Consider the following 20,636-nt stretch of genomic DNA (forward strand, 5'->3'; position numbering starts at 1 on the left):
ATATAGTTAATCCGAGTTCTTCGTTTCATGGCAACGTCCCACTTGATTAAGGTAGCGTTACATCGACCCGTTGAACTCACAGCACGAGGCGGACATGCTAACGGGGCAAGATATCTGGGGGGCACAACATAACCTACCAAACAACGAATTTCATCAACTCGTGGAAACATTGACTGCCATGATTATTCAGTCTTTGATGTAAGATCAGCCCCTACCCAGATTACCAAATTCTTCATCAGAGGATTTCTATGCGCAATTCCGAGATATATGTGTCAGTTGATATTGAAACGTCAGGTCCTGTTCCCGGAATTTACAGCCTCCTATCAATTGGGGCTTGTCTGGTGAGTGATCCTGAGAACGCACTGTACCTTGAACTTCAACCAGAGGGCGAGAAGCATGATGCTGAATCTCTTGCTGTGACTGGGCTTGATATTAACCGACTACTGAACGAGGGAGTTGCTCCAGAACAGGCTATGTTAAAGCTAAAAGACTGGCTTGCTTCTTTGATTTCTCAACATCGGAAACCCATTTTTGTCGGTCTGAATGCCCCATTTGACTGGTCATTCATCAATTACTACTTTCACAAGTATATTGGCAGCAACCCCTTTGGTTTCACAGCCATAGACATTAAAGCCTGCTACATGGGGGCTATGGGGTGCGAGTGGTCAGACACAAAATCATCACATATGTCTGCAGTCCTTGCCCCTCTAACCCAACCCACGCATAATGCGCTTGATGATGCCCGTTTTCAGGCTGAACTTTTTTCTTTATTACTCGCGCGATCAGGCCGTTAGTTGTGATTCTGCTAAAAGGGACAGTCCATTCTGACAGCTTCAAAATACCCCCCCTCTCTAAATAACCAAGCTTTAATTCCTGAAGTATCTGGAGATGTGCCGACGATAATGGCTACAGGATGCGGAAGTACCTGAGAGTAACGTTGCGCAAAGCGGGAAAAGCTCGAAATATCTGCACTCGATATCTGCGGTATTACCTGAGGATGCGTATGCCAGTATCCTATTAATCGTAACCCAAGAGCATTTGCCTTTTGAATCTCCTTCTTACAGCGTTCAGGGTCTAACTCAAGCCATGTTCGCCCTGCGTTGTCGGCTTTGTGTGGTGCTGTTGCAAGAGACAAAATGATACCGTCTGGATGATTGGGGTCGACAAAAAGCTGACCCCCTCGCTCATGTTCCCCACTTATTTGCCGATTACAGTGAAAAATATCAGCCGCGGAGTGGGATACCAGTAAGACGTCCTCAACACCGGGCCATTTCCAACTCCAGGTAACCTCCATTATTTTCCAGCCTCATGTGTAGATTCGGGCCAAGCCCGCTCCAGAACAGTTTGAATGGTTCCTGTCGGTAAGTCAGGGCCGATATACGTCCCGCCCTGCACCTGTGCATCAGCAGGGCGGTTTATGCTTGTTAACCAGAGCGATTCCTTTTTAATACCGTTCAGATACTGAATCGATGCCTGTGTTATCATTGTGGCGATGGTATTCATACCCGCTGCGTTCCCGGGAATGAAACTTTCCCCGCAGGCAGGTAGCGGAACAACCCCTCCTTCCGGCCACTCTGTATATTTGTGACTAAAGTCGCCGTTGTCACTGAATAAGTGCCTGCCATCATAGTCACCTCGAGGTGACGCTAATGCATGTCCCACAAGCGTATGAGGTTCACTCCATCCCTGAATAAATGCCCATGATTGACCTTTTGCTTTTAGTTTCCACAAACTAGCTTCAGACTCCCAGTCAGCTGTTGTGATGATAACTAAATCAGCAGTCTGAAGAAGGTCAGGCTTGTCTTCCAAGGCAAATTGCACATACGTATTAAAAGCTTTGACCGCAGAAGTTGGATGATCCCGCATGAGCCTGGTTTTAAGTGCATCGACTTTGAATTTACCTAAATCATCCATGCCAAGCACATGCCTTCCCATATTGGCGGACTCAAAAGTATCTGGGTCGATAAGAGTCAGATGTTTAAGCCCCGACCTTGCAAGTTGTGATGCAACAGCCCCACCCAGCGATCCTACCCCGATGAACACAACGTGTGCTGCTTCCAGCCCTCTGATGCTGCCGCTTAAATCTCGCGCATAGAAATCTGTACGGTCAATGACGTTTAATCTGGAGGAATAAATAATTGCAGGATGTTGCCCGGTTATCGCCAAAGGTTTCCGACGTGCGGAGCGCGATCCGAAGAATGGGCTACGGCGACGAGTATCTACCTTTGCAAAAACATTCAGTGTGTATAAAGGCGCGCCGGCTTTGCCAGGTAACTCCAGAATCAGCCATCGGGAAATAAGTGAGCTACTGGTACTAAACCACGTAGAAAGTTTTGTCGCATCCGCCTCAGATACATGAGGGAGGATCCACGACAACAGCTCTGCCGGTGCTGGAAACACGAGTCCAGGAAAACTTTTGAGTTTTACAAAAAAACCGCCTGCATGTGGAGAGCGTATCGTGACTTGCCTTCCCATAATCCGGCGGGCATGGCTACCAAGAGCTTTTATATCTGATGATAACCAGACTGACTCATAGCCTGAGGGAACGATGTATCGAGAATCACTGAGTGCGAATAGTTCAGAAGCATATTCTGGCCGCCCAATGAGCAATACATTCCGTACAGACCTACCGTGCTGTCTTATCCAGTAAGACGTAATCTCATTCTGAAATTCGAGATTACGTTTATCTGCGTTTGCGCCCTGGATGGATAAAGACAATATTTTCTTCAGCCGATTAATGCTGTCGCGAACTACTGTGTCAGGTGACCCCGTAACTGGCTCTTCTTTAAACCCGTGAAGACATAGACCTGCTTTTGTTGCGTGTGGCCAAACAAGCCAAGGTGAGGGATCCACATACAGATTGAGACCAGCGGATGGGAATCCCTTGGGAAATCCTATGTGCAATGTCCTTTCTATGCCCAGATAATCTGTTGGAAGCGGGAAACGGTATGCTACGGTTTCATCTGAGCGCGCTTTGGTGTGCTGCAGTAGACCTGCGGCATTACCTGTGTTTAGGAGTGCCTCAAGTGTGGCAATTCCCTGTGCAACCGCATCATCTGGAATATTAACCAAGTCGACCTACCGGTTTCGTATCAGCCTGAGATTGATCGCCGCCAGCCACACCTCCAAACAGCGCTCCCATTGAAACAGAGTTTCGGTTCATACCTGAAGGCCGACCCGGCATTGTCCAGTTAGCGGGGATACTAGTATTTACTTCATCTACAAATGAACGCCCGATTCCGAAGCTTTCGTTTACTGCCTTGGCAAATGATTCCACGGATGAATAGCTTTCAAGTCCAAGGCTGAATGCCTCGCAGGCACTTTCATGCCATTCATAGAACGCCCTTTGGTAAGCAGAGCCTTCTCCTGGGCGATTCCATTTTTCTGCAAAGTTTTCGCCGCTATCCTCTGGATTACAGACCATGTATTCCTGTCCATTGCTTCGAATGAAGTTTGGCATAGTTCTGACGATCTCAAGAATGGCTTCAAGTGGCGTAAATGGCCTTTGCCGCGATTGCATTGCTACATTCAGCCAGGCGTGAGCGGCGAGTGTTGTGATGACAGCTGAAATTGGGCGCGATCTTTCATTTTTAGTGCAAATAGCCCATTCATCGCGATGGCGTTTCAGAAGCTTGATACTGGCTCTAAGTGGATCCTCGGTCTGATATTCTTCATATTCGGGTAGTGGGGCTATGGTCGCGGAATCTGCAGCAGCCCGACTTTTATTGAGAGCAACATAATTTTCAAGCATGATTTGACTCTCCGAAGCATCATGGAGCCAGTCTGCATAGGGGATAGGGCTGCTCGCTTTCCACCCAGTTTCTCTATCTGGTACTTCAAGCATGCCATGGCCGTGAGTTTCATCATTCCAGCTGCGGGGTCGTGCTGGGGTCACGTCAATATGAAAACCTGGGTTCTGATCTGCATAAACAACACGTACCCCTCTTCGCAGAGGCTTTATGTCCTCATGAACGCGACTGCCTTCCTGAAACCGTTTTTCTATCGTTTCGAGCACAGTGTCCGCTGATACTCCTCTGGAATTCGGGAGCCAGACAATTGCATCTGCATCAATTGTGCCCAGGTCTGCCGGCGCATCAGACACGGGGTTGATGGTAGTTTTAAGGCGCATAGATCCCTGCGGAAAAATATGTGCATCCTGCAGAATAGGATCATCGGAAGCTGAGAGGATTGTCTGCAGTTGTGCGTAGCGGCCATTAATTTTTTCATACTGCGGACCGGTCAGAGAAATCGCTCTTGCTGCTCGAAGAAGGAAAAATTCCCAGCTGCTGTGTTTAGTCTGTTCATTATTCATTTCTGTGACTCCTGAGGGCGGCCGATAGTCAGCATTGACCGGAACTGGTTTGAATTACTCTCTCTATCAAAAATTACATAAGGGTGCTGATGCTGCGTCGTCAGCAAAGCACCAAATTCAATTGCAAGCGCTGCAGGGATCGCAGCAAAGACGCTGATAGGTTGCTCCGATTCTGCTTCAAGTTGACTCAAATGCTTTTGAAGTTCATCCCGGAATGTGTTGATAACATTCCGGTTTGAAACCATCGCATATGAGGGCTCTGGAATAGTGAACGACGCGATTCGCACGCGCGGCAGCACTGCTTCAATATCCCGTTCAGGAATAGTCGCCGATATCGAAAGGACTAAGGCCAGTGGCCCATTACCTTGAGGTGCTGGAGAGAATATATAATCAGGAGGAGAAGCGGATTTCGATGGCCAGCGAAGACCATGTGTGCGACTTCTGGAAAATAAATACCGGTTAGAGCGGTCTCCGATGGCTTGTCCGAGCATAATCAATGCAGGGATGTCTGCGAGACCCACGAGGGCTAAAGCAGGCATATCGCCGAAGCTGCCTCCGCGTTTGGCTAATTCCCCTGAAATCTTCTGCTCGATATCGTCCTTAATTAATTGCCAGTACAAGTCATCCCTTCCGCGGGGGCCAGGCTCTCTGAAAGTGATGTTAATTGTGTGACCAAACGCAGTCAGTCCCTCGGAAGACATCGCTGTCAGCAATTCCCCTGCCGGGATATTATTGGTAGATGCAAAATGCTGACTCTGAACAATTAGCGGTATAGCCCGTCCTTCAGCAGGCTGAGAGGCTGCAAGGCGTATACGAGCAAGACAGCTTTCATGCAGGCCACTCAAATCATCTTCAGGATAACCGTCATCATCGCGATCTATTTTTTCGTGACAATTTGGGCACAACAGCATCAGGTTTGAGAAGTCATTAGTAAGATTTTGAGCCTGTTCATCACTATGCTCTTCTCGCCCTCTGGGTCCTTTAGGGCTAGCCGGAAGTATATGTGCGACCTCACCCCACTGCATGGATGTGCCCACGCGAAAATCATGCGTCAGGTCTGTTCCACAAAGCTCGCATTGTCCTGCCATCCTTACCCATACCATCTGTTTTACTTCGGATTTGGTGTTAAATCTTCCACCTTTTTTCTTGGGGGGGGCTTCTGCGTTCAAGTGATTACCTCCAGAGGAAATAAAAAAACAGTTCATCAAAGTCTAAAGTGGCGCTTAATTCATCATCTTCAATGGATGCATAAGTTAAATTAATAAAAAACGCTATAGTGTTGAGTTAAAGCAACTTTTAGATTTAAGAAAGCATCAAATTGATGATTGGTGGTATAAAATGTGGTTAATTTGATAAAACTTAAAATAATCAGTTTGACGTGCCCCTGTTCATCAACATACCGCATCAGTAATGCTTTATCAGTGACCTGAGAGCACCCCCCATGCAGAAATGTTCATCCGAAGAACAGATCCTCAGTATTTTCCGCGAAACCTGTGTCGAGCCAGTTCTGTAGATGACGCCAGCTGTTGGCACGAAGCAGTCAGACAATCGGGAAAAGGTAGTTACCATTATGTGTTAATGATAACTACCATTTTTTAATTCTGCTATTTTAATTCGATGTAGAGACCAAGCGCGATACAAAAAGCATGCAGTAGAATTGGTAAAAGAAGCCCTCTACTTTGATATCTTGCTCCACAGAAAATTAATGAAAGTGCAAACATTTGGATTTTGGTGGGGAATGAATATTGTGTGTGTATAACTGCAAACAAAAAAGAAACAGTCAATCCGCCGATAATATAGCCCACCTTTTCACCAAAAGCGTTTAAGAAAGAACTCAGGATAATTCCTCTGAAAACCAGTTCCTCCAGAAGTGGGAAAATAATAATAGTGGCTGCAATTTTTACAGCTGCCATTTCGTGTGACAAACCTTTAGTAAAATCTGTAACGAAGGGTTCTTTCGGCGTAAGGTAGTATGAAGCAGCGTAAGCAATAATTATGAGTGCAAGAAAAACAAATGACTGCTTGTTAGGTTTTCCCCAGGTTAATCCTTGGTAAGGTGAGGTGTTATTTAATAAGTGGGTTATGGATAAAAAAATTACAAGCGTTATTAGAGGCTTAATTATCTGCAAATGTAATATTGAGAAATTAAGTCTGGTCATTAAGAATATATTCAGATCAATAGAAGTTAATAATAAATAAAAGAATAAAAAGTTAGATAATCCGAAAATAAGAATTAGAAAGCGTTGTTTGAAAATATCCATATCAACCATTTTCATCGGAGAAAACTACATATTAATCACCAAAAAAACGATGTCTATATCCATTTGACGTCGTATTTCCCTGTTGGTACTATTAAATTGTTGTACTGTCGCACTGGCGACCACCAATGCTCTTGTAGCCTGTGATGAGCGCCTTCGGGTGGCTACAGTCGCACTTAAGCTGCGACCACCAATGTTCCGGCAGTCTGTGAGGAGCGCCTTCGGGTGACTGCACAATAAAACTCTCTAAGCCTGGAAGGGAGTACATGAAAAATGTGGCAAATCTGCCCACCTTTGAAAGCAGATATCGTCTATGAAAGCGCACTATGACGCGGCGATGAAGGTTTACTGTGTAGCAAATCTGCCAGTTTCAATTCACTTCCGTTCTGTGAACGGCATCAGTTCAACGTCTTCTCATTTGCAGTTATACGCCCTGAGTTTCGTACGACTTTTGCGCCGACGTATAAGGCCATTTGGTACATTTGGCCGCTTACGGAGTTGCATTAGGAGCACGAAGCTGCGCGGCGTCACTTGTGAAGTGGCGAAGACACTACCAAGTGACGCGCGCAGCGCATAACGTCTCAACCCACGTACGACGTGGTTTTCAACGTTTTACTACCATCTGACCAACATGTAGCCCGTGTCAGTGCGGTTTTAAAATCACTTTCACATCAACGTAAGCACGACGGGAGGCCGTCTGAACGTTCAACTATCAGTAAGGAGGAAATCGACTCGGTATCGATGGCAACACTACAAGCAGTAGTGTTGGAGGCAGCTTGACGTAAGTCAGCTCTGCATAAGCAGCAAACAGATCAGAGATCTGGGGTGCCTCGCAAGAACTCAACAATTCGCCGCCCCGATGCACAGATACCAGTCGAGACGCAGGAAGCGCAAAAGCAACCGTGTCGTCGGGGAATGAATTGCTGGTCTACAGATCCGTCTGCTTCTTTACAAGTAGAGGGACGTGTATGCCTTTGGAGAGAGTGAAATGTCCAGATTCAGTAAACAGCTGTGCAAACAACTCGTCACGCTTGCCCGTCAGGGGCGGGGAAGTTATAAAACGGTGGCTGACCGTTCAAGAATCGCAGAACGTTTTTCTGAACGATTGTCTGAACTGAATATTCAGATCAGGGACGTAAAACATATCAAAACTTCCCATATTGAAAAGTATATTGAGAGCAGGAAGGCAGATAGTTTATCTCTCAGGACGTTACAGAATGAGATGTCTGCTATCCGCTCTGTTTTATTATCAGCAGGAAGAAGTAAACTGGCCGATCCCAGTCACATTAACCTGAGTAATCAGGCTCTCGGGATTTCTGGTGCTAACCGGGATGGAACTAAACTTCCCATTACAGACGAAAAACTTAATGCTGTGGTCAGTTTTGCTCAAAGAAAAGACGAGGGGGTTGCTCTTGCTGTGCAACTTTCCCGATATCTTGGATTGAGAACAGAAGAAACCGTTCAGTCTGCAAAGTCTTTAAAGACATGGAGGCAGGCACTGATTAATAATCATGAGCGTGTCCGTGTTGTTTTTGGGACTAAAGGCGGACGTCCAAGGGAAACGACAGTTTTTAATCGCGAAAAAGTTTTATCAATTCTTGACAAGGCAATTAGTTATGTCAGTGAACATAACGGAAAACTGATTGATAAACCCTCTCTGCATACCGCTATTGATCGCTACCGTAATATTGTAAGAGAGGCAGGAATGAATGGTAAAAATGCGCCGCACAGTTTACGTTACGCTTACTCCCGCGATGCTGTAAATCACCATATTAAAAATGGAATGAGCCGTGAGGAAGCCGAGGCACTTGTTTCAATGGATCTGGGGCATGGAGATGGAAGAGGACGCTATATAAAACAAGTTTATTTCAGGGAAGATGTGTCCGATTGATTAAGCGATTTAGTTAAATCAAGACGTGATAAACACTGTAGCATACTGAGTGCTACAGTGCTTTTGCTAAAATTATAATTGTAGAAAAAAATTATTTGTAGAGTTATTCAAACCCCATGTCATTATCATCATCAAAAAAATTATCAGTTTGACTGACCAAAGTTCCTTTATCTGCATCCAGAAGAATGTAACTGTCATTAAACTGAAAATCTGTTATTTCAGCATTTTCTTTTATGCCATCGTGAAAGCCGATATCGATATTTAATCCGAGTGTCTGATGGAAAATAAAACTTGATATTGATTCAAATACAAAAACATATGCTTTATCTTCTGGGTCCCAGGGGGAGCGCTCATAATCTGGATAGTGAAGGTCAGCCTTAATAGACACTTTAACAGAAAGTTCATAGCTTGCTGAATCCCTGTTAACATCAGTGAGCTTTGGGAAGGATAAAACAACGTCTTTAATCTCTAACTCTCCTATCTCAATATCATGATAGTCGGCCCCTTCGGGAATGCACTCCATTTCACAAAGGTATTCTTTAATACGTTCAGTGATGCTGCCACGGAGTTTATCAAAAACACCATCTGCGAAAGAAGCCATGTCCTCTAGGTATTTATCATTACGAATCAGGAGGTCGACTAATGTCTGGATGCTGCTTAAATGGATAAAGCTTTCATTTTTTTCTGAAGCCGATATAAGGTCTTTATCTTCACTAACAATGTACACTTTATGCGTACGTTTTTCAGCTATCTCGTTTACGGCCTCAAGCGTAAAAGCATCCGGAAACTCTTTTTTCTTTCCGGGCTGATCGAACGGAGGTGCATTAGTGAAATACTTCTCAAATACCAGAAGAGGATTGATGTTTTGTACGCTTATTTCTTCAACTCCTCCACATTCAAGAAACTGTTTGAAACTGGCAAGTGCATCGCTGATTACAGCTTCTGCATCTGGTTTTACGAATATCTCTTTAGGTACATGCGCCGGAGTAGTTCTCAGTATCGGGGCATACGTTTTCTGAAATTTATTAAGTTCTTTTAAGGCTTTCTCAGCGTTTTTACTAATATGTAATTCAATTTCTCTGCGTGTGATGTCAGTAACAAGGATGCGCACTTTATCATCTGATGCAAAATTCTCCAGTTTTTCAAGAATGTATAAGCCAAACTGAAAATGCTTTCGCTCATAGGCAGATGTATCTATATAAACAAGGCGGGTAATGAGTTCCATGATCATCTTCCTGAGATGGTTAGGGGAATAGTTCAGTATAAGTCTCATCCAATACTTGTTGTATGATTCAGTACACAAGGTTATCTGCGGCTTGACAGATCTGCGTTTTGTTTTGAAAATGAACAGGCTTATACGTTGCTTTTGCAACCACCAATGATTCATTAGCCTGTGAGAATCGCCTTCGGGTGGCTACAACAAAAGCTCCTGTAACCTGAAAAGGGGCAAAACATTGGTAACTCTGCACACCTTTGAAAGCAGATATCGTCAATTTAAGCGCACTATGACGCGACGATAAAGGTTCCTTCTGTACTAACCAGACAGTCAGAATGTCGTTTTTTCTGACTCCCCGACGGGAAACACTTCCCGGTCGGGCAGGTGTTTCCTTTTTTTATGGAGAAACACCATGTCTGTCATCTCTTCTGCGGTTATCCCTGAACACCTTCTTACGCAACTTCAGCAGTCTGCTGACGCAGCTGTCCGGAGATTAAAATCTTTCTTTTATCTGCACCGCAACAGCGGCTGGTATGTCAACGGCTCGGGCAATTATGCCGTTCGTGCGCATATCACCTCTGTCAAAGACCAGGGCATTAAGGTCTTTCTTACCGTCCGCACCGGGTGCCACCACGCTGAGTATGTTTTTCGCCGCCTGCCGGTTTCCTTTCCGGAGGGAATAACAGGCCGTCGAAACGCATACCTTTATGCCTGCCGTCAGGCACAGCATCTGGCACACATGCGCTACCGTTTTCTTTCCGGAGGGCATTCTTATGACTGAAGCACTGCACGACGTCACTTTTCGTATTCTGTCGGTGTCTGAGGCCCGGCGGGCTGTATGTCCCGCCCAGTATGGCCCCGTAAGTGGCGTTTTCATACGGGGTGAAATCCTCCGGGATAACGTCTCCTGTGGCGAACAGGTTTTTGTCGCGCCACTCGGTGAGTGTGATCCGGCTGACCCCGAACTCTGTGTCTGGTGTCAGTATTATGGATACGCTCCCCGGGTTAAGGCCGGCGACATACTGGATGCCGTGGCCATTTCAGGCGCAAATCTCGCAGATCCACTGTCGGGAGCTGTGCTGCAACGCCTTTGCTTTAATCCTGCATATGTGTCTGAGCAGCAGTCAGCGTCATATGCTCTGAACTGAACGGCCGGTAACGACTGCCGGCAAATGTTGTGGACCCTGACGGGGATATCTCTCCGTCGGAGGGGATATCCCGTTACTTAACTGAGGATATACCCATGTACGCAGACGTTTACACACTCAAGACACCTCTGGACACACTCAGCTGGCTTTGCCTGCTCGAGAGTGAGCTTCTGAGCATCAGGGCATTTCAGCGTCTCGGCCTTCATACGGACCGTGATGAACCGAATGAACTGACGTATCCGGAAGATGCCATCATCAACGCCGGCACAGCCTATGGCTGGTTTGTCTGTTTTCTCAGGGACGGTGACATTCCACCGCTGCCTGCCACTGCCAGAGAACTTCTCTGCACCCTTGACGGTCTCGGTAAAGAGATTAACCGGCCTTTCTGGGAGCAGGCTGTGGCCCGCGGGCAGGATGAGGCCTGTGGAGACAAAGCTATCGCCGCCCTCGAAATGATGTAATCAGACAGAACACACCCAGACGGGGATTTACTCCCGTCCGGGGGATAAATCCCCCTTTTTTCTTTGCGGAGGATTTATCAATGAAAGACCTGTCTTCATCCCCGGCTTCCATGTCGGTTGTTTATATCATCGAGCACGTCAGCACGGTTCCGTTACGTCACTGGCATGCTTTCGTCCTGGCCGTAACAGAAACGTTCTGGCAGTTGCCGGTGCGTCTGCGTCCGGGAAATATGTATCTGCCGTCGCTTAGCCGCGCCGCCGATCTGTTTCCGGTTGCTGATGTCATGGCGTTCTGTGGCGATTCAGGCGGCTGTTTCTGGCCGGTCAACATGACCATTGAGCGGGAGCGCAGCAACAATACGCTGAGTATCCAGGAGCTGGATTTTCAGCATCAGCCCTGCGATTTCTTTGCGCGTGTTGTGATGGTCCTGCTGCACAACCTGTGTCCGGGCAGCTTCCGGATACATTCTTCTGACGAAGGCCGCAGCTGGGCAATACCGTTGCGCTGGATTGAACGCCACATTGGACTGCCTGAGCACCCGACGCTGACCATGCCTCAGACGGTACTGACAACACCGGTGAGCGAGGGCGCATTTGATTCCCTGTTGCTGCAGATGCTCTCCGGTGGTGAGCGGGTGCTGAGCAGTGAGGACTGGAATGCCTTCGTGCTGGCGGAATTCCATCTGTACGAACTGAAGCGCGTCACTGAAAAAACTGACGCGCTGTAATCTTTTCTCTTTCGCTCACCCTGAGTGAGTTTTCCCGTCGACGGGCGTATCTCTGCGCCCGCCGGCGCAGGGATATGCCTCTGATTAAAGGTATATCTCATGAAAAAAACGACTTTACGTAAGGCGGTCCGCCGCCCCGCAAAACAGACTGACCTTTATCGCCAGATAACCGACCGCATTGTTGTCGCGCTGGAAAACGGCGTCGCGCCCTGGCGTAAGCCGTGGCGCGCGGCTGCCGGCAGCGGTCTGGTCGGTCTGCCCCTGAATGCCACAACCGGACGTCACTACAGCGGCGTGAATGTCCTGCTTCTCTGGATGTCAGCGGAAGAGCAGGGTTTTCGCAATAACCGCTGGATGACTTACCGGCAGGTGCAGCAGGCTGGCGGGCAGGTGCGTAAGGGTGAGAAAGCCACCCTGGCGGTGGTTTATAAGGACTGGACGAAGCAGGCGGAGGATCGCGAAGGCAACCGCCTTTATGACAGGGACGGTAAACCGCTGATGGAAACCGTGCCGATGCTCAAACCCCTGCAGCTGTTCAACGCTGAGCAGTGTGAGGGGTTGCCGGCAGAGGTTGCGGCTTCTCCTGAACAGCCCCTGACGGTGGATGAGGACGGCATACTCTGTCCGGACGTGATGAACAGGGTGATCCGGATGTTTAACGCCACAGGGGTTAAACACCGGATGCTGCCTCAGAACCGGGCTTATTACCGCCCGCTGACGGATGAAATTGTGATGCCGATGGCTGAGCAGTTTTTTTCGGAGGCGGACTGCTGGTCCACGCTGTTGCATGAGCTGGTACACAGTACCGGTCATGCGAAGCGACTTAACCGGGAGGGGATAACCTCCTCATCCCGCAAGTTCGGGGACCCGGTATATGCCCTGGAGGAGCTCATCGCCGAAATGGGCAGTGCGTTTTTGTGTGCTCAGCTCGGCGTGTTCGGTGAGGTTCAGCACGACAGCTATGTGGACCACTGGCTGAAGGTGCTGAAATCTGACAAAAAGGCCCTGTTCCGCGCCTGCCGGCATGCCCGGGAAGCGTCGGAATATCTGCTGGCACTGCCTGAAAGTCAGGCTGTGGCGGCGTAATTAACTTATCCGGTGGCGGTTATTCCGTAACTGTCACCGTCCCGTGAGGACACCGCTCCTCACGGGGCTGTGTCCTCTTTTTTTATGAAAGAGGAGTATTCACTATGTCTGAATGGTGTCATAACCGCCTGGAAATCACCGGTAAATCTGTCTGCATCGATGTCATGCTGCAGTGGATAAACGGCACTGACGTACCGCGTCACCGCCACGCAGTGCAGCAGAGCATACAGCTGTTTCTGGCCGGCGCGGCGGGGATACTCAAGCCGGTGCGGACCACGTCGTATCCGCCCTGTCAGGGGCTGGTCCGTGCAGGCACAGGGCTTTCCACTGCGGCCAATCAGGCGTTTGAAAGCTGGCTGGCGCTCCTGCTGAAGGATGCCGTTCTCGATGCGGAAACCATCAGAGCCGTGGACCGGCTTTATCACCAGTCAGGCCTGGGCGCGCTGAAATGGGAGAATATTCCCGACCCGGCACGTGAGGTTATGGCGGAGCTGATTGCCAGACAGTATACCGACTGGTTTGGTCTGGTCAGCGCCGGCGATGAGTCTGATGCCGCACCTGCCTGGGAGCGGCTCAGCCAGTATCCTGAACGCTCCCAGTCCTGCGATATGCTGGCCGTCATACCTACGCGGCTGGCAGCAGAGCTGAACGGTTCCGGGGGACTGATATCAGGCGTATCGACCACAACCAGCCTCTACTGCCGGCAGTACGGCATGGAGTGGCCGGCCGGGCACAATGTCAACTGGCAGCGCCATACACCTAACAGTCTTACGCTGCAGATGGATACACCCTGGTTCCCGCCGTCAGGTGAGGTTGTCGGGGAAATTTCTGCGGTATTTGACTGCGAGGTGCGTTACAGCTACAGCGAGTCCGTGAGCGGGCTCAGCGGTTACGACTGCTATGACGGCGGCGAACATGTCGACGGACATAAAGGTGCGACCGGCGCGTCTCAGCCCGGTCAGGTGCTTTATCTCGTCAGCGATGAGCCGGCGTTACCGGCTCAGGAAGCAGCATCTTATCGTGAGGTCCGGGGGTAAAAGCCTGTTCCTCAGTTAACCCGGCCACGGCAATGCCGTGGCTTTTTACCTTCAGGAGGCACTTCCCCTGGTCAGGGTGCGTGTTCCGTTTTTTATGGAGAGTACGTATGCCTGGCATCATTCACCAATAAAAACCTTTTGTTGCTTGTTTGCACCAGGCTTGAGTACCCATTTGTATTTCAGTTGGCGACCGTTTGCAGGCTACATGACCATCGCCAATAAAATTTGACCGTACAGTTTCGACGATGAAATGGTTGCGTCTGAGCGTCTGCTGTGTGCCAGGAGCGGAGGTTGGCTTGTTACGACAAATTTAGGATTGACCGTAGAAAGCTTGTCGAATGTCTCAGGGCGTGAAGCGAACGCTGCAAGTGGCACTCCGCATCGATTATTGAACGATGTCTGAATAGCCAATTGTAAAAATCAATGCTTTTTAGCCCAGTAAATGATGTAAAAATGATTGTGGAATTATAAGCAACTTTGGGACTGTCCGTTACTTCACAAAAGGAAGAACATAATCAAAATACTCTAATTGAGCAGTCCGAAAAACTTTCCAGTGCTTAGCATTAGCCGGTTCATCACGCTTGTTTGTATGAGTTAAAATAAGGCGTCTCTTTGCTCGCGAAACACCGACAAAAAACGCGCAGCGATTTTCTTCTTGTTTACCAAAGAAAGTCTCATTTTCTACAGCCATGATGACAACCGAATCAAACTCTAATCCTTTGCTTTTGTGAATGGTCAAAATTCGCACAGCTTGATCATCTACGAATCGTTTTAATGCGAGAGGTAACTCAGATTCTATTTTCAATAAATCTTTGATACGTTCTCTGACATCGCGAATAACCTGTTTCAGACGCTCATGGGACTCATAATCAGGAGATAATGCAACAAGCGTCTGTAAACCTATATGCTTTAAAAGAGCGCGACAAAATCTCCACCATTCAGAAAAGGGTGTTTCCGTTTCCTTTGCATCAGATACTTCCTTACGATGCTTTCTTATAAGTTGATCAAGACCTTTTCGTACGCTGGTCTGAATCTCTTCATCAGCAAAGGGAACCAACAGGTTCATCAGGCGGATCCAGGCTTTAGGTTCCCGCTGTGCATAAAGACAGGACAGGTAATCAACGATTAAACGAGCCACTGGTTCAACCGTGATGTCCTGCATTTGCTGTTCATTGCGGTAGGGAATTCCGCGCTGCTCTAACTCTCTGAAGAGGTGATCAGCATACAAATCTGGTTGCCTTGAAACCAGGACTGCAATTTCTGCTGGAGGTAGCTGCTCTTTATTTATCCATCCATCAATTAGGTCAGCGAGATAGATAGCTTCAGTTTGACTGTCTTCAAATTTCCAGGCAAAAACCTCCCCTTCGTCCCCTTCCAGTTGATCATCAGGCATTACAGAGTCAGGATCTAACTTACGAATAATTTCGTTCTGAACACGCAACAATGTTGGTTTTGAGCGGAAATTGCGATACATGTTTAGTGGCACCGCATTAAAGTCCTTTGTAAAGGACTGGAAAATGCCGTCCAGAGCACCTGCCCAAGCCATAATTTTCTGTTTTGTGTCACCGACTGCAGTCAGTCGAACTTTGGTTCCCTTAAAAGCAAGCTTCACCAAGTCATATTGTAAATTTGTGCAGTCCTGAAATTCATCAAGGAAAATGTCACTATAAGTTTGCCGGATTGCATTTCGGGCTATTTTTGACGTTTGCAATATTTTAATTGCATAGGGAACCAGATCGCCGAATGCTATTTCGTGACGAGACGCCCCGCTTTTCTTGTCTACAATGGTGTAACCAGCATCTAAGGCATATTCTCCCGTGAGTACCGGCCTAAATCGATCTATGATGCGCTTTGCAAATGCGTGAAAGGTAAAACTATCAAAGCGAGAAGCCAGATCCCGACCACACCTGCGTTCAACGCGTTCTGTAAGGTTTCTGCTGGCATCAACCTTAAATGAGATCGCCAGAATCCTTTTGGGGTATCGACACGTTCCTGTTCGCAAAAGGAAGTCAGCACGCTGTGCAAGCATTTCCGTCTTACCTGCCCCAGGTCCGGCAGTTAGTGCCAGGCAACGTTTACGCGCTTTCGCTGCACGTTTCGCATTAGGTTCCAGCGTCAATCCATCTGCGGGCTGCCATTCTTCGACAGTAATCATTCTGGCAGTTCCGTGAGTTTGGTAATAATCGCATCAGCCAGCCTATCCAGTGAATCTGGCATGCTTATAAGTAGATCAGCATCATTTAGCTGAGTTAACGCCTCAATGTGAGCTGCGGGTTTACTGCCGAGCTTGAAACGTTGGTGATAGGTATTAAAAAGCGCTAATTCATCATCCCTGTACTGAGATGAATCGTAATGATTTTTTCCAAGAACAGCTTTTATAGTTGCATTGTCGGGCTTCTCTTCCTCAACGTTATAGGCTTCTGGGTACGCAAGTAACATTGCAAAGTCTAAATCCATCGGGTAGGAGAAAAACACGCCGCGTTCTTCAAGCATGTCGAGATAATGTTCGGAGTCCCGAATTTTCTGTTTTTCATCATCCCATTTTGGAATTCTGTAAGGTTCAGGAAGTTTGTTACGTCTTTGACGTTTGGAAAACTGGTCATTTACGTACTTAATTCGCCCCCATCCTGCCCCATAGCGGGCTACATCAAGATCGAGAAGTGTAAAAAAGGGGATCTTTAACGCTGTAAGTAATCGCCAGAAATGGTTTACATGCCGCCCCCCTAAAGGCGCTACCGTGATGGCTGACTCATCAACGGGCGCCCCCTTGGCCTGAAGCAAGCGTGGCAGCACAATCTCTTGGCTATCACCTTCGCCAAGCACTACCAGCCGTGAAAAATAGATTTCCGGAAACGCCTGGACAGCTTCCCTCACAAACTTATGTGCCTCATCAGTTTCATCAGGCAATTTAATACAAGTGACCTGCGTCTCTCGTGACTCATTCAGTCGAAGATAACGTATTAACTCAGGTGCTACCCGGCGCAACATTGTGGGCGCATGCGTCGCAATGAGAGCTTGCGCATCCAGTTTTTCTGTCATGACATTTAGGGAGCTAACAATGCGGCCCAAGTAATGTGGTGAAAGGCTGTTTTCTGGCTCCTCAAGGGCTACCAGAGTGAAGACTGGTGGACGTAATTTATCGGGATCAAACGATACATCTTCTTCTGCAAGAACAGCCCTGCCAATAGCCTGAGACGATAAGACAAGAGAAAGGTAAAGCATGGACTTTTGGCCATCGCTCAGCCTTGAAAAATCGACAAATGAGCCATCGTGACCTGGGGTAAATGAAACCGACAGATGCCTTAACAGCGATTCAATTTCTGATGCGACAAAAGTAATTTTAGGGTCAGCAAAAAATTTACCTTTATGCAGCGTTGCCCACGTTGCTTTTAAACTCTCACTGAAAGCATTCACCGAGGGGTTTGCCGCAAGGCTGCCACTTATTTGATCTGTCAGCCCTTTAATCGTTTCGCGCTCAGCGTCCCAACGAACAGCGCGAAGTAAACGCCCTAGTAATGCATTCGCACCGTAAGTAATATGATCAGCGGGATCGCGTCTGGCAGGCAGATAGTGTACCTGGATATGATTACGTTCAGCGCGTGGAACCAGAGCGACATTCAGAGGCAAGTCATCTCCATCAACTTCCAGGACATATACCAAAGCGTCTTCAATATCTCCATCCAGCCCTATAGTCGCATTAAGACGAAAACGCACGCGCGGAACCCCACCCGGCTCGTCCAGTCGCATATGACTAAAATGGGGAGCTACGGTGCTGTTGTCCTCGTCATCTTCCAGTTCGGGAAACAGAAAATCAGCCTCTATCCACAGCTGGCGCTCAAGCGGAACCTCCTCCTCATCAAAGGGAATGTGGAAATCTGAACGCTGGATCCGCCTTAAGGCGGGGTCGAATGCGAAGAATCGACACAAAGCCTGGAGAACTACGGTTTTACCTGAACCATTAGGACCAATGATATATGTTATATCTTCAAGGCTCAGTTCGGTTGATTCATGTCCAAACGACTGAAATCCAGATAAACGAATCGTCTCAAGCTTCATGCGCCTCCCTAATTAGATTAATTAAAATTCTAAATCAATTGCTTAATCCACTTACCATCTAACAGCGATATTCTTTTAAACTCAGACAGGAATATGATAATTACAGAATTTTCTTATTCCTTATGTTTTAAAAATTTTAATAACAGTTTTGATGAAAACATTAAAGTCATTTTTGTTAATCCAGTCATTAGTTTGACCTGTTCCCTGTTGATTGACACACGACATTGTAAGCAAGATCTATGGCGACTTGAGCACGAACGTCTGCTGATCGCTCATAGCTGAACGGCAAATATCCGATAGACTGCATGTGCCAGAGGCCAGTATTATTGGTATGTCGTGACCGAAGGACTAATCAGTTAAAATATTCACATAATTCATCAATAAAAACCCTGTACCGGGTTTCGTTTGCCCGGGAAGCGTCATACAACAAATTCATCGCACGTTCGGGAATTCTGTAGACTTCCAGTATGGTAACGAGTTGTCCCTTTTTAACGGGTTGTTCAAGCCCTTTTTCATAACCAATCAGCACTCCCAGGCCTTTTAACGCTGCTTCGAGTATTGCCCCCCAGTCATTGATTGACAGCCGGGAATTTACTGTCACCTCTGTGAGGCTCTCTGCGCTGACGAAAGGCCATTGATGGGTTAGTCCCGCCGGCCACGGAGAAAAACCAAGACACGCGTGATGTTTCAGGTCTGAAGGATGCTCCGGCCAGCCATGTTCTGCCAGGTACTGAGGGGCTGCACATGCAATAAGCCGGTAAGCGGGCAATGGTTTTGCTGCAAGCCTGAGATTTTTGTCAGGTTCACCTATACGGATAACCATATCAAAACCCTCAGAGACCGGATTGATAACTTCATCGGACAGCGTGAGTTCAACACTCATCTGCGGATAACGGCGGAGAAACTGGCTTAAAAAATCCACCAGGGCATAGCGTCCGAATGTTACCGGCGCATTCAGTCGCAGCGTCCCGGATGGTATTTCTGCCGTTCCGCTGGCTTCCCTGTCCGCAGCATCAATGGCCTTCAGAATAGCCTCGCACCGTCTGTAGTACAGACTGCCTGCAGGAGTGAGGTTCTGCCTGCGTGTCGTTCTGTTCAGCAGACGTGTTTTCAGTTGTTTCTCCAGTGTCGCGATATGACGTGCCACCATTTGCGGTGACATGCTGAGTCTGTCTGCTGCGGCAACAAAAGAGCCTGTCTGCACTGCCGCAACAAAGGTCCGCATACCAGTTAGTTTATCCAGCATTAACAACCTCTGGTTGTTTCAGAAAGCAATATTGGTTCATTTTAAAAACTAAGGGTAATTATTATGCTTATGTTGTACATAATCTACAGGTAAGAGGCAATTATGAGCATCTATGTCGTAAGAATGGATCATCCGGAAGGTACTGAGTGGAATACCTTTGTTCGTGAACATGTGCTTTATCTGAAGGAGTTAATCAGAGAGGGGAAACTGTTAGCTTCCGGCCCACTGAAGAACACGCCGCTACGGGCTGGTTTTCTTGTTTTCAGGGCAGAAACGCTGGATGAAGTACATTCAATGATTAATGAGGATCCTTTCGCACGTGAAGCGCTCATTGAACACCTGGATGTTCAGGAATGGGACCCGTTGTTCGGCCAGCTCAGCAAGTTCTCAAGTCACATCACTGTCAGCGAACTGCAGGACCTGGTGGACTGAGCAGGAGTCGTGGTGGAAAGGATAAAAAAAGATTTATGAACTGTGCAGTATTCAGGCTTCGGCGCTCAACTTCAGGTCTGTTGCTGCGCGAGCTATGTCTGCCCCGGAAGCAGGTCTGCTGCTGGGGGGATGGCAGAGTGAAATTGGTGCGTTATTCCGGATTTCTTTGCTGCGTGCATGGCCCGGTCTGGTTGCGCAACGGGAAGCACATGAACAGCGGCTTCTCAGGACAGACGAGTCAGTCAGCCCCATTGAAAGCATCAGCTATGAATGTTTCAGTAAATTCCCGTTTCTGCCAGAAGTTACCGCTTTCCCTTGGGGAAAGGTTTTTGAAATGCGTATTTATTATTTGCATGCAGGTGGGTTAGCTCCAACCCTGAAGGCGTGGGAAAAAGCTTTAAACCCGGCTCATGAATATACATCACATCTGGTGATCAATATGTATGCGCTGGATGGCCCTCCGCGCATTGTTCATCTGTGGTCTTTCGATTCACTGGAGCAACGCGCTGAATTACGGGCACGGCATTACGCCCTTAATCTCTGGCCGCCAGAAGGAGGACCGGAACAGATAGCGCACGCCAGCAATACGATTCTGTTGCCACTCTACTGACTGGTTGTCTCATACATGAAGTCCACAGCCTGGCGTGCATCAGCCAGTGAGAAAATGCGGCTATTTCTGGTGATTTCACATGAAGTAAAGGCCATCGAAATCCGTAGCAAGCAGGACAAAAAGTGAAAATAAATTAAACCAAGATATCACCTGTG

At 47.7% G+C, this 20,636-nt stretch carries 17 protein-coding genes; 8 read left to right on the forward strand and 9 right to left on the reverse strand.

From position 1 onward, the window contains the following. Nucleotides 1-248 precede the first annotated feature (248 nt). The gene (locus AAGR22_RS02425) at nucleotides 249-794 is read left to right on the forward strand and encodes a 3'-5' exonuclease (protein ID WP_345830052.1); all 546 of its coding nucleotides are present in this window, start codon (nucleotides 249-251) and stop codon (nucleotides 792-794) included. Nucleotides 795-805: 11 nt separating this feature from the next. Here AAGR22_RS02425 and AAGR22_RS02430 read toward each other — a convergent pair whose 3' ends face one another. From AAGR22_RS02430 to AAGR22_RS02450, 5 genes are all read right to left on the reverse strand, one after another. Beyond that, on the reverse strand, nucleotides 806-1,294 hold the full coding sequence (locus tag AAGR22_RS02430; RefSeq protein WP_110212598.1) for a Mov34/MPN/PAD-1 family protein: 489 nt from the start codon (nucleotides 1,292-1,294) through the stop codon (nucleotides 806-808). Beyond that, a complete protein-coding gene (locus tag AAGR22_RS02435) occupies nucleotides 1,294-3,072 on the reverse strand; it encodes a ThiF family adenylyltransferase (RefSeq protein ID WP_345830053.1) in 1,779 nt (592 codons plus the stop codon). Before AAGR22_RS02435 ends, AAGR22_RS02430 begins: the two co-directional genes overlap by 1 nt. After that, the gene (locus AAGR22_RS02440; RefSeq protein ID WP_345830054.1) at nucleotides 3,065-4,312 is read right to left on the reverse strand and encodes a nucleotidyltransferase; all 1,248 of its coding nucleotides are present in this window, start codon (nucleotides 4,310-4,312) and stop codon (nucleotides 3,065-3,067) included. Before AAGR22_RS02440 ends, AAGR22_RS02435 begins: the two co-directional genes overlap by 8 nt. After that, on the reverse strand, nucleotides 4,309-5,481 hold the full coding sequence (locus tag AAGR22_RS02445) for an SAVED domain-containing protein (protein WP_345830056.1): 1,173 nt from the start codon (nucleotides 5,479-5,481) through the stop codon (nucleotides 4,309-4,311). Before AAGR22_RS02445 ends, AAGR22_RS02440 begins: the two co-directional genes overlap by 4 nt. 435 nt (nucleotides 5,482-5,916) lie before the next feature. Then, on the reverse strand, nucleotides 5,917-6,588 hold the full coding sequence (locus tag AAGR22_RS02450) for a type II CAAX endopeptidase family protein (RefSeq protein WP_345830058.1): 672 nt from the start codon (nucleotides 6,586-6,588) through the stop codon (nucleotides 5,917-5,919). A gap of 970 nt (nucleotides 6,589-7,558) precedes the next feature. On the opposite strand from AAGR22_RS02450, the gene AAGR22_RS02455 reads away from it, so the two are divergent. Then, nucleotides 7,559-8,461 carry an integrase domain-containing protein gene (locus AAGR22_RS02455; protein WP_345830060.1) on the forward strand — a complete coding sequence of 301 codons (903 nt, stop codon included), beginning with the start codon at nucleotides 7,559-7,561 and terminating at the stop codon, nucleotides 8,459-8,461. Nucleotides 8,462-8,564: 103 nt separating this feature from the next. On the opposite strand, the gene AAGR22_RS02460 is transcribed toward AAGR22_RS02455, so the two are convergent. Continuing rightward, nucleotides 8,565-9,686: a PIN domain-containing protein gene (locus AAGR22_RS02460; RefSeq protein WP_345830061.1), complete on the reverse strand. Its 1,122-nt coding sequence runs from the start codon at nucleotides 9,684-9,686 to the stop codon at nucleotides 8,565-8,567. A gap of 1,234 nt (nucleotides 9,687-10,920) precedes the next feature. Between AAGR22_RS02460 and AAGR22_RS02465 the strand changes: the two genes are divergently transcribed. The 4 genes from AAGR22_RS02465 to AAGR22_RS02480 all read left to right on the forward strand — a co-directional run bounded on the left by AAGR22_RS02465 (nucleotide 10,921) and on the right by AAGR22_RS02480 (nucleotide 14,137). Then, complete coding sequence (locus AAGR22_RS02465) at nucleotides 10,921-11,286, forward strand: hypothetical protein (protein ID WP_345830063.1); 366 nt, start codon at nucleotides 10,921-10,923, stop codon at nucleotides 11,284-11,286. Between the two features lie 80 nt (nucleotides 11,287-11,366). Next, nucleotides 11,367-12,014: a hypothetical protein gene (locus AAGR22_RS02470; RefSeq protein WP_345830065.1), complete on the forward strand. Its 648-nt coding sequence runs from the start codon at nucleotides 11,367-11,369 to the stop codon at nucleotides 12,012-12,014. 99 nt (nucleotides 12,015-12,113) lie between these two features. Continuing rightward, the gene (locus AAGR22_RS02475) at nucleotides 12,114-13,100 is read left to right on the forward strand and encodes an ArdC-like ssDNA-binding domain-containing protein (RefSeq protein WP_345830067.1); all 987 of its coding nucleotides are present in this window, start codon (nucleotides 12,114-12,116) and stop codon (nucleotides 13,098-13,100) included. A gap of 104 nt (nucleotides 13,101-13,204) precedes the next feature. Continuing rightward, complete coding sequence (locus AAGR22_RS02480) at nucleotides 13,205-14,137, forward strand: DUF1281 domain-containing protein (RefSeq protein ID WP_345830069.1); 933 nt, start codon at nucleotides 13,205-13,207, stop codon at nucleotides 14,135-14,137. Between the two features lie 490 nt (nucleotides 14,138-14,627). Here the strand turns inward: AAGR22_RS02480 and AAGR22_RS02485 are convergent, their stop codons facing one another. The 3 genes from AAGR22_RS02485 to AAGR22_RS02495 form a co-directional block, all read right to left on the reverse strand. Then, on the reverse strand, nucleotides 14,628-16,292 hold the full coding sequence (locus AAGR22_RS02485) for an ATP-dependent helicase (RefSeq protein WP_345830071.1): 1,665 nt from the start codon (nucleotides 16,290-16,292) through the stop codon (nucleotides 14,628-14,630). Next, the gene (locus AAGR22_RS02490; RefSeq protein WP_345830073.1) at nucleotides 16,289-18,193 is read right to left on the reverse strand and encodes an AAA family ATPase; all 1,905 of its coding nucleotides are present in this window, start codon (nucleotides 18,191-18,193) and stop codon (nucleotides 16,289-16,291) included. The genes AAGR22_RS02485 and AAGR22_RS02490 overlap by 4 nt, the downstream gene beginning before the upstream one ends. 352 nt (nucleotides 18,194-18,545) lie before the next feature. Then, nucleotides 18,546-19,439, reverse strand: a complete 894-nt coding sequence (locus AAGR22_RS02495; protein ID WP_345830075.1) for a LysR substrate-binding domain-containing protein — start codon at nucleotides 19,437-19,439, stop codon at nucleotides 18,546-18,548. 102 nt (nucleotides 19,440-19,541) lie between these two features. Between AAGR22_RS02495 and AAGR22_RS02500 the strand changes: the two genes are divergently transcribed. Continuing rightward, nucleotides 19,542-19,871 carry a YciI family protein gene (locus AAGR22_RS02500; protein ID WP_345830077.1) on the forward strand — a complete coding sequence of 110 codons (330 nt, stop codon included), beginning with the start codon at nucleotides 19,542-19,544 and terminating at the stop codon, nucleotides 19,869-19,871. A 94-nt stretch (nucleotides 19,872-19,965) separates the two neighbouring features. Further along, complete coding sequence (locus AAGR22_RS02505) at nucleotides 19,966-20,481, forward strand: NIPSNAP family protein (protein ID WP_345830079.1); 516 nt, start codon at nucleotides 19,966-19,968, stop codon at nucleotides 20,479-20,481. The last annotated feature ends 155 nt before the right edge of the window (nucleotides 20,482-20,636 follow it).

The organism is Erwinia sp. HDF1-3R (assembly GCF_039621855.1).
Lineage (GTDB): Bacteria > Pseudomonadota > Gammaproteobacteria > Enterobacterales > Enterobacteriaceae > Erwinia.

Coding starts and splice junctions, on each gene's coding strand:
- AAGR22_RS02425 (WP_345830052.1), top strand. CDS start 249: ATGCGCAATTCCGAGATATATGTGTCAGTTGATATTGAAACGTCAGGT.
- AAGR22_RS02430 (WP_110212598.1), bottom strand. CDS start 1,294: ATGGAGGTTACCTGGAGTTGGAAATGGCCCGGTGTTGAGGACGTCTTA.
- AAGR22_RS02440 (WP_345830054.1), bottom strand. CDS start 4,312: ATGAATAATGAACAGACTAAACACAGCAGCTGGGAATTTTTCCTTCTT.
- AAGR22_RS02450 (WP_345830058.1), bottom strand. CDS start 6,588: ATGAAAATGGTTGATATGGATATTTTCAAACAACGCTTTCTAATTCTT.
- AAGR22_RS02455 (WP_345830060.1), top strand. CDS start 7,559: ATGTCCAGATTCAGTAAACAGCTGTGCAAACAACTCGTCACGCTTGCC.
- AAGR22_RS02460 (WP_345830061.1), bottom strand. CDS start 9,686: ATGGAACTCATTACCCGCCTTGTTTATATAGATACATCTGCCTATGAG.
- AAGR22_RS02465 (WP_345830063.1), top strand. CDS start 10,921: ATGTACGCAGACGTTTACACACTCAAGACACCTCTGGACACACTCAGC.
- AAGR22_RS02470 (WP_345830065.1), top strand. CDS start 11,367: ATGAAAGACCTGTCTTCATCCCCGGCTTCCATGTCGGTTGTTTATATC.
- AAGR22_RS02475 (WP_345830067.1), top strand. CDS start 12,114: ATGAAAAAAACGACTTTACGTAAGGCGGTCCGCCGCCCCGCAAAACAG.
- AAGR22_RS02480 (WP_345830069.1), top strand. CDS start 13,205: ATGTCTGAATGGTGTCATAACCGCCTGGAAATCACCGGTAAATCTGTC.
- AAGR22_RS02485 (WP_345830071.1), bottom strand. CDS start 16,292: ATGATTACTGTCGAAGAATGGCAGCCCGCAGATGGATTGACGCTGGAA.
- AAGR22_RS02490 (WP_345830073.1), bottom strand. CDS start 18,193: ATGAAGCTTGAGACGATTCGTTTATCTGGATTTCAGTCGTTTGGACAT.
- AAGR22_RS02495 (WP_345830075.1), bottom strand. CDS start 19,439: ATGCTGGATAAACTAACTGGTATGCGGACCTTTGTTGCGGCAGTGCAG.
- AAGR22_RS02500 (WP_345830077.1), top strand. CDS start 19,542: ATGAGCATCTATGTCGTAAGAATGGATCATCCGGAAGGTACTGAGTGG.
- AAGR22_RS02505 (WP_345830079.1), top strand. CDS start 19,966: ATGTCTGCCCCGGAAGCAGGTCTGCTGCTGGGGGGATGGCAGAGTGAA.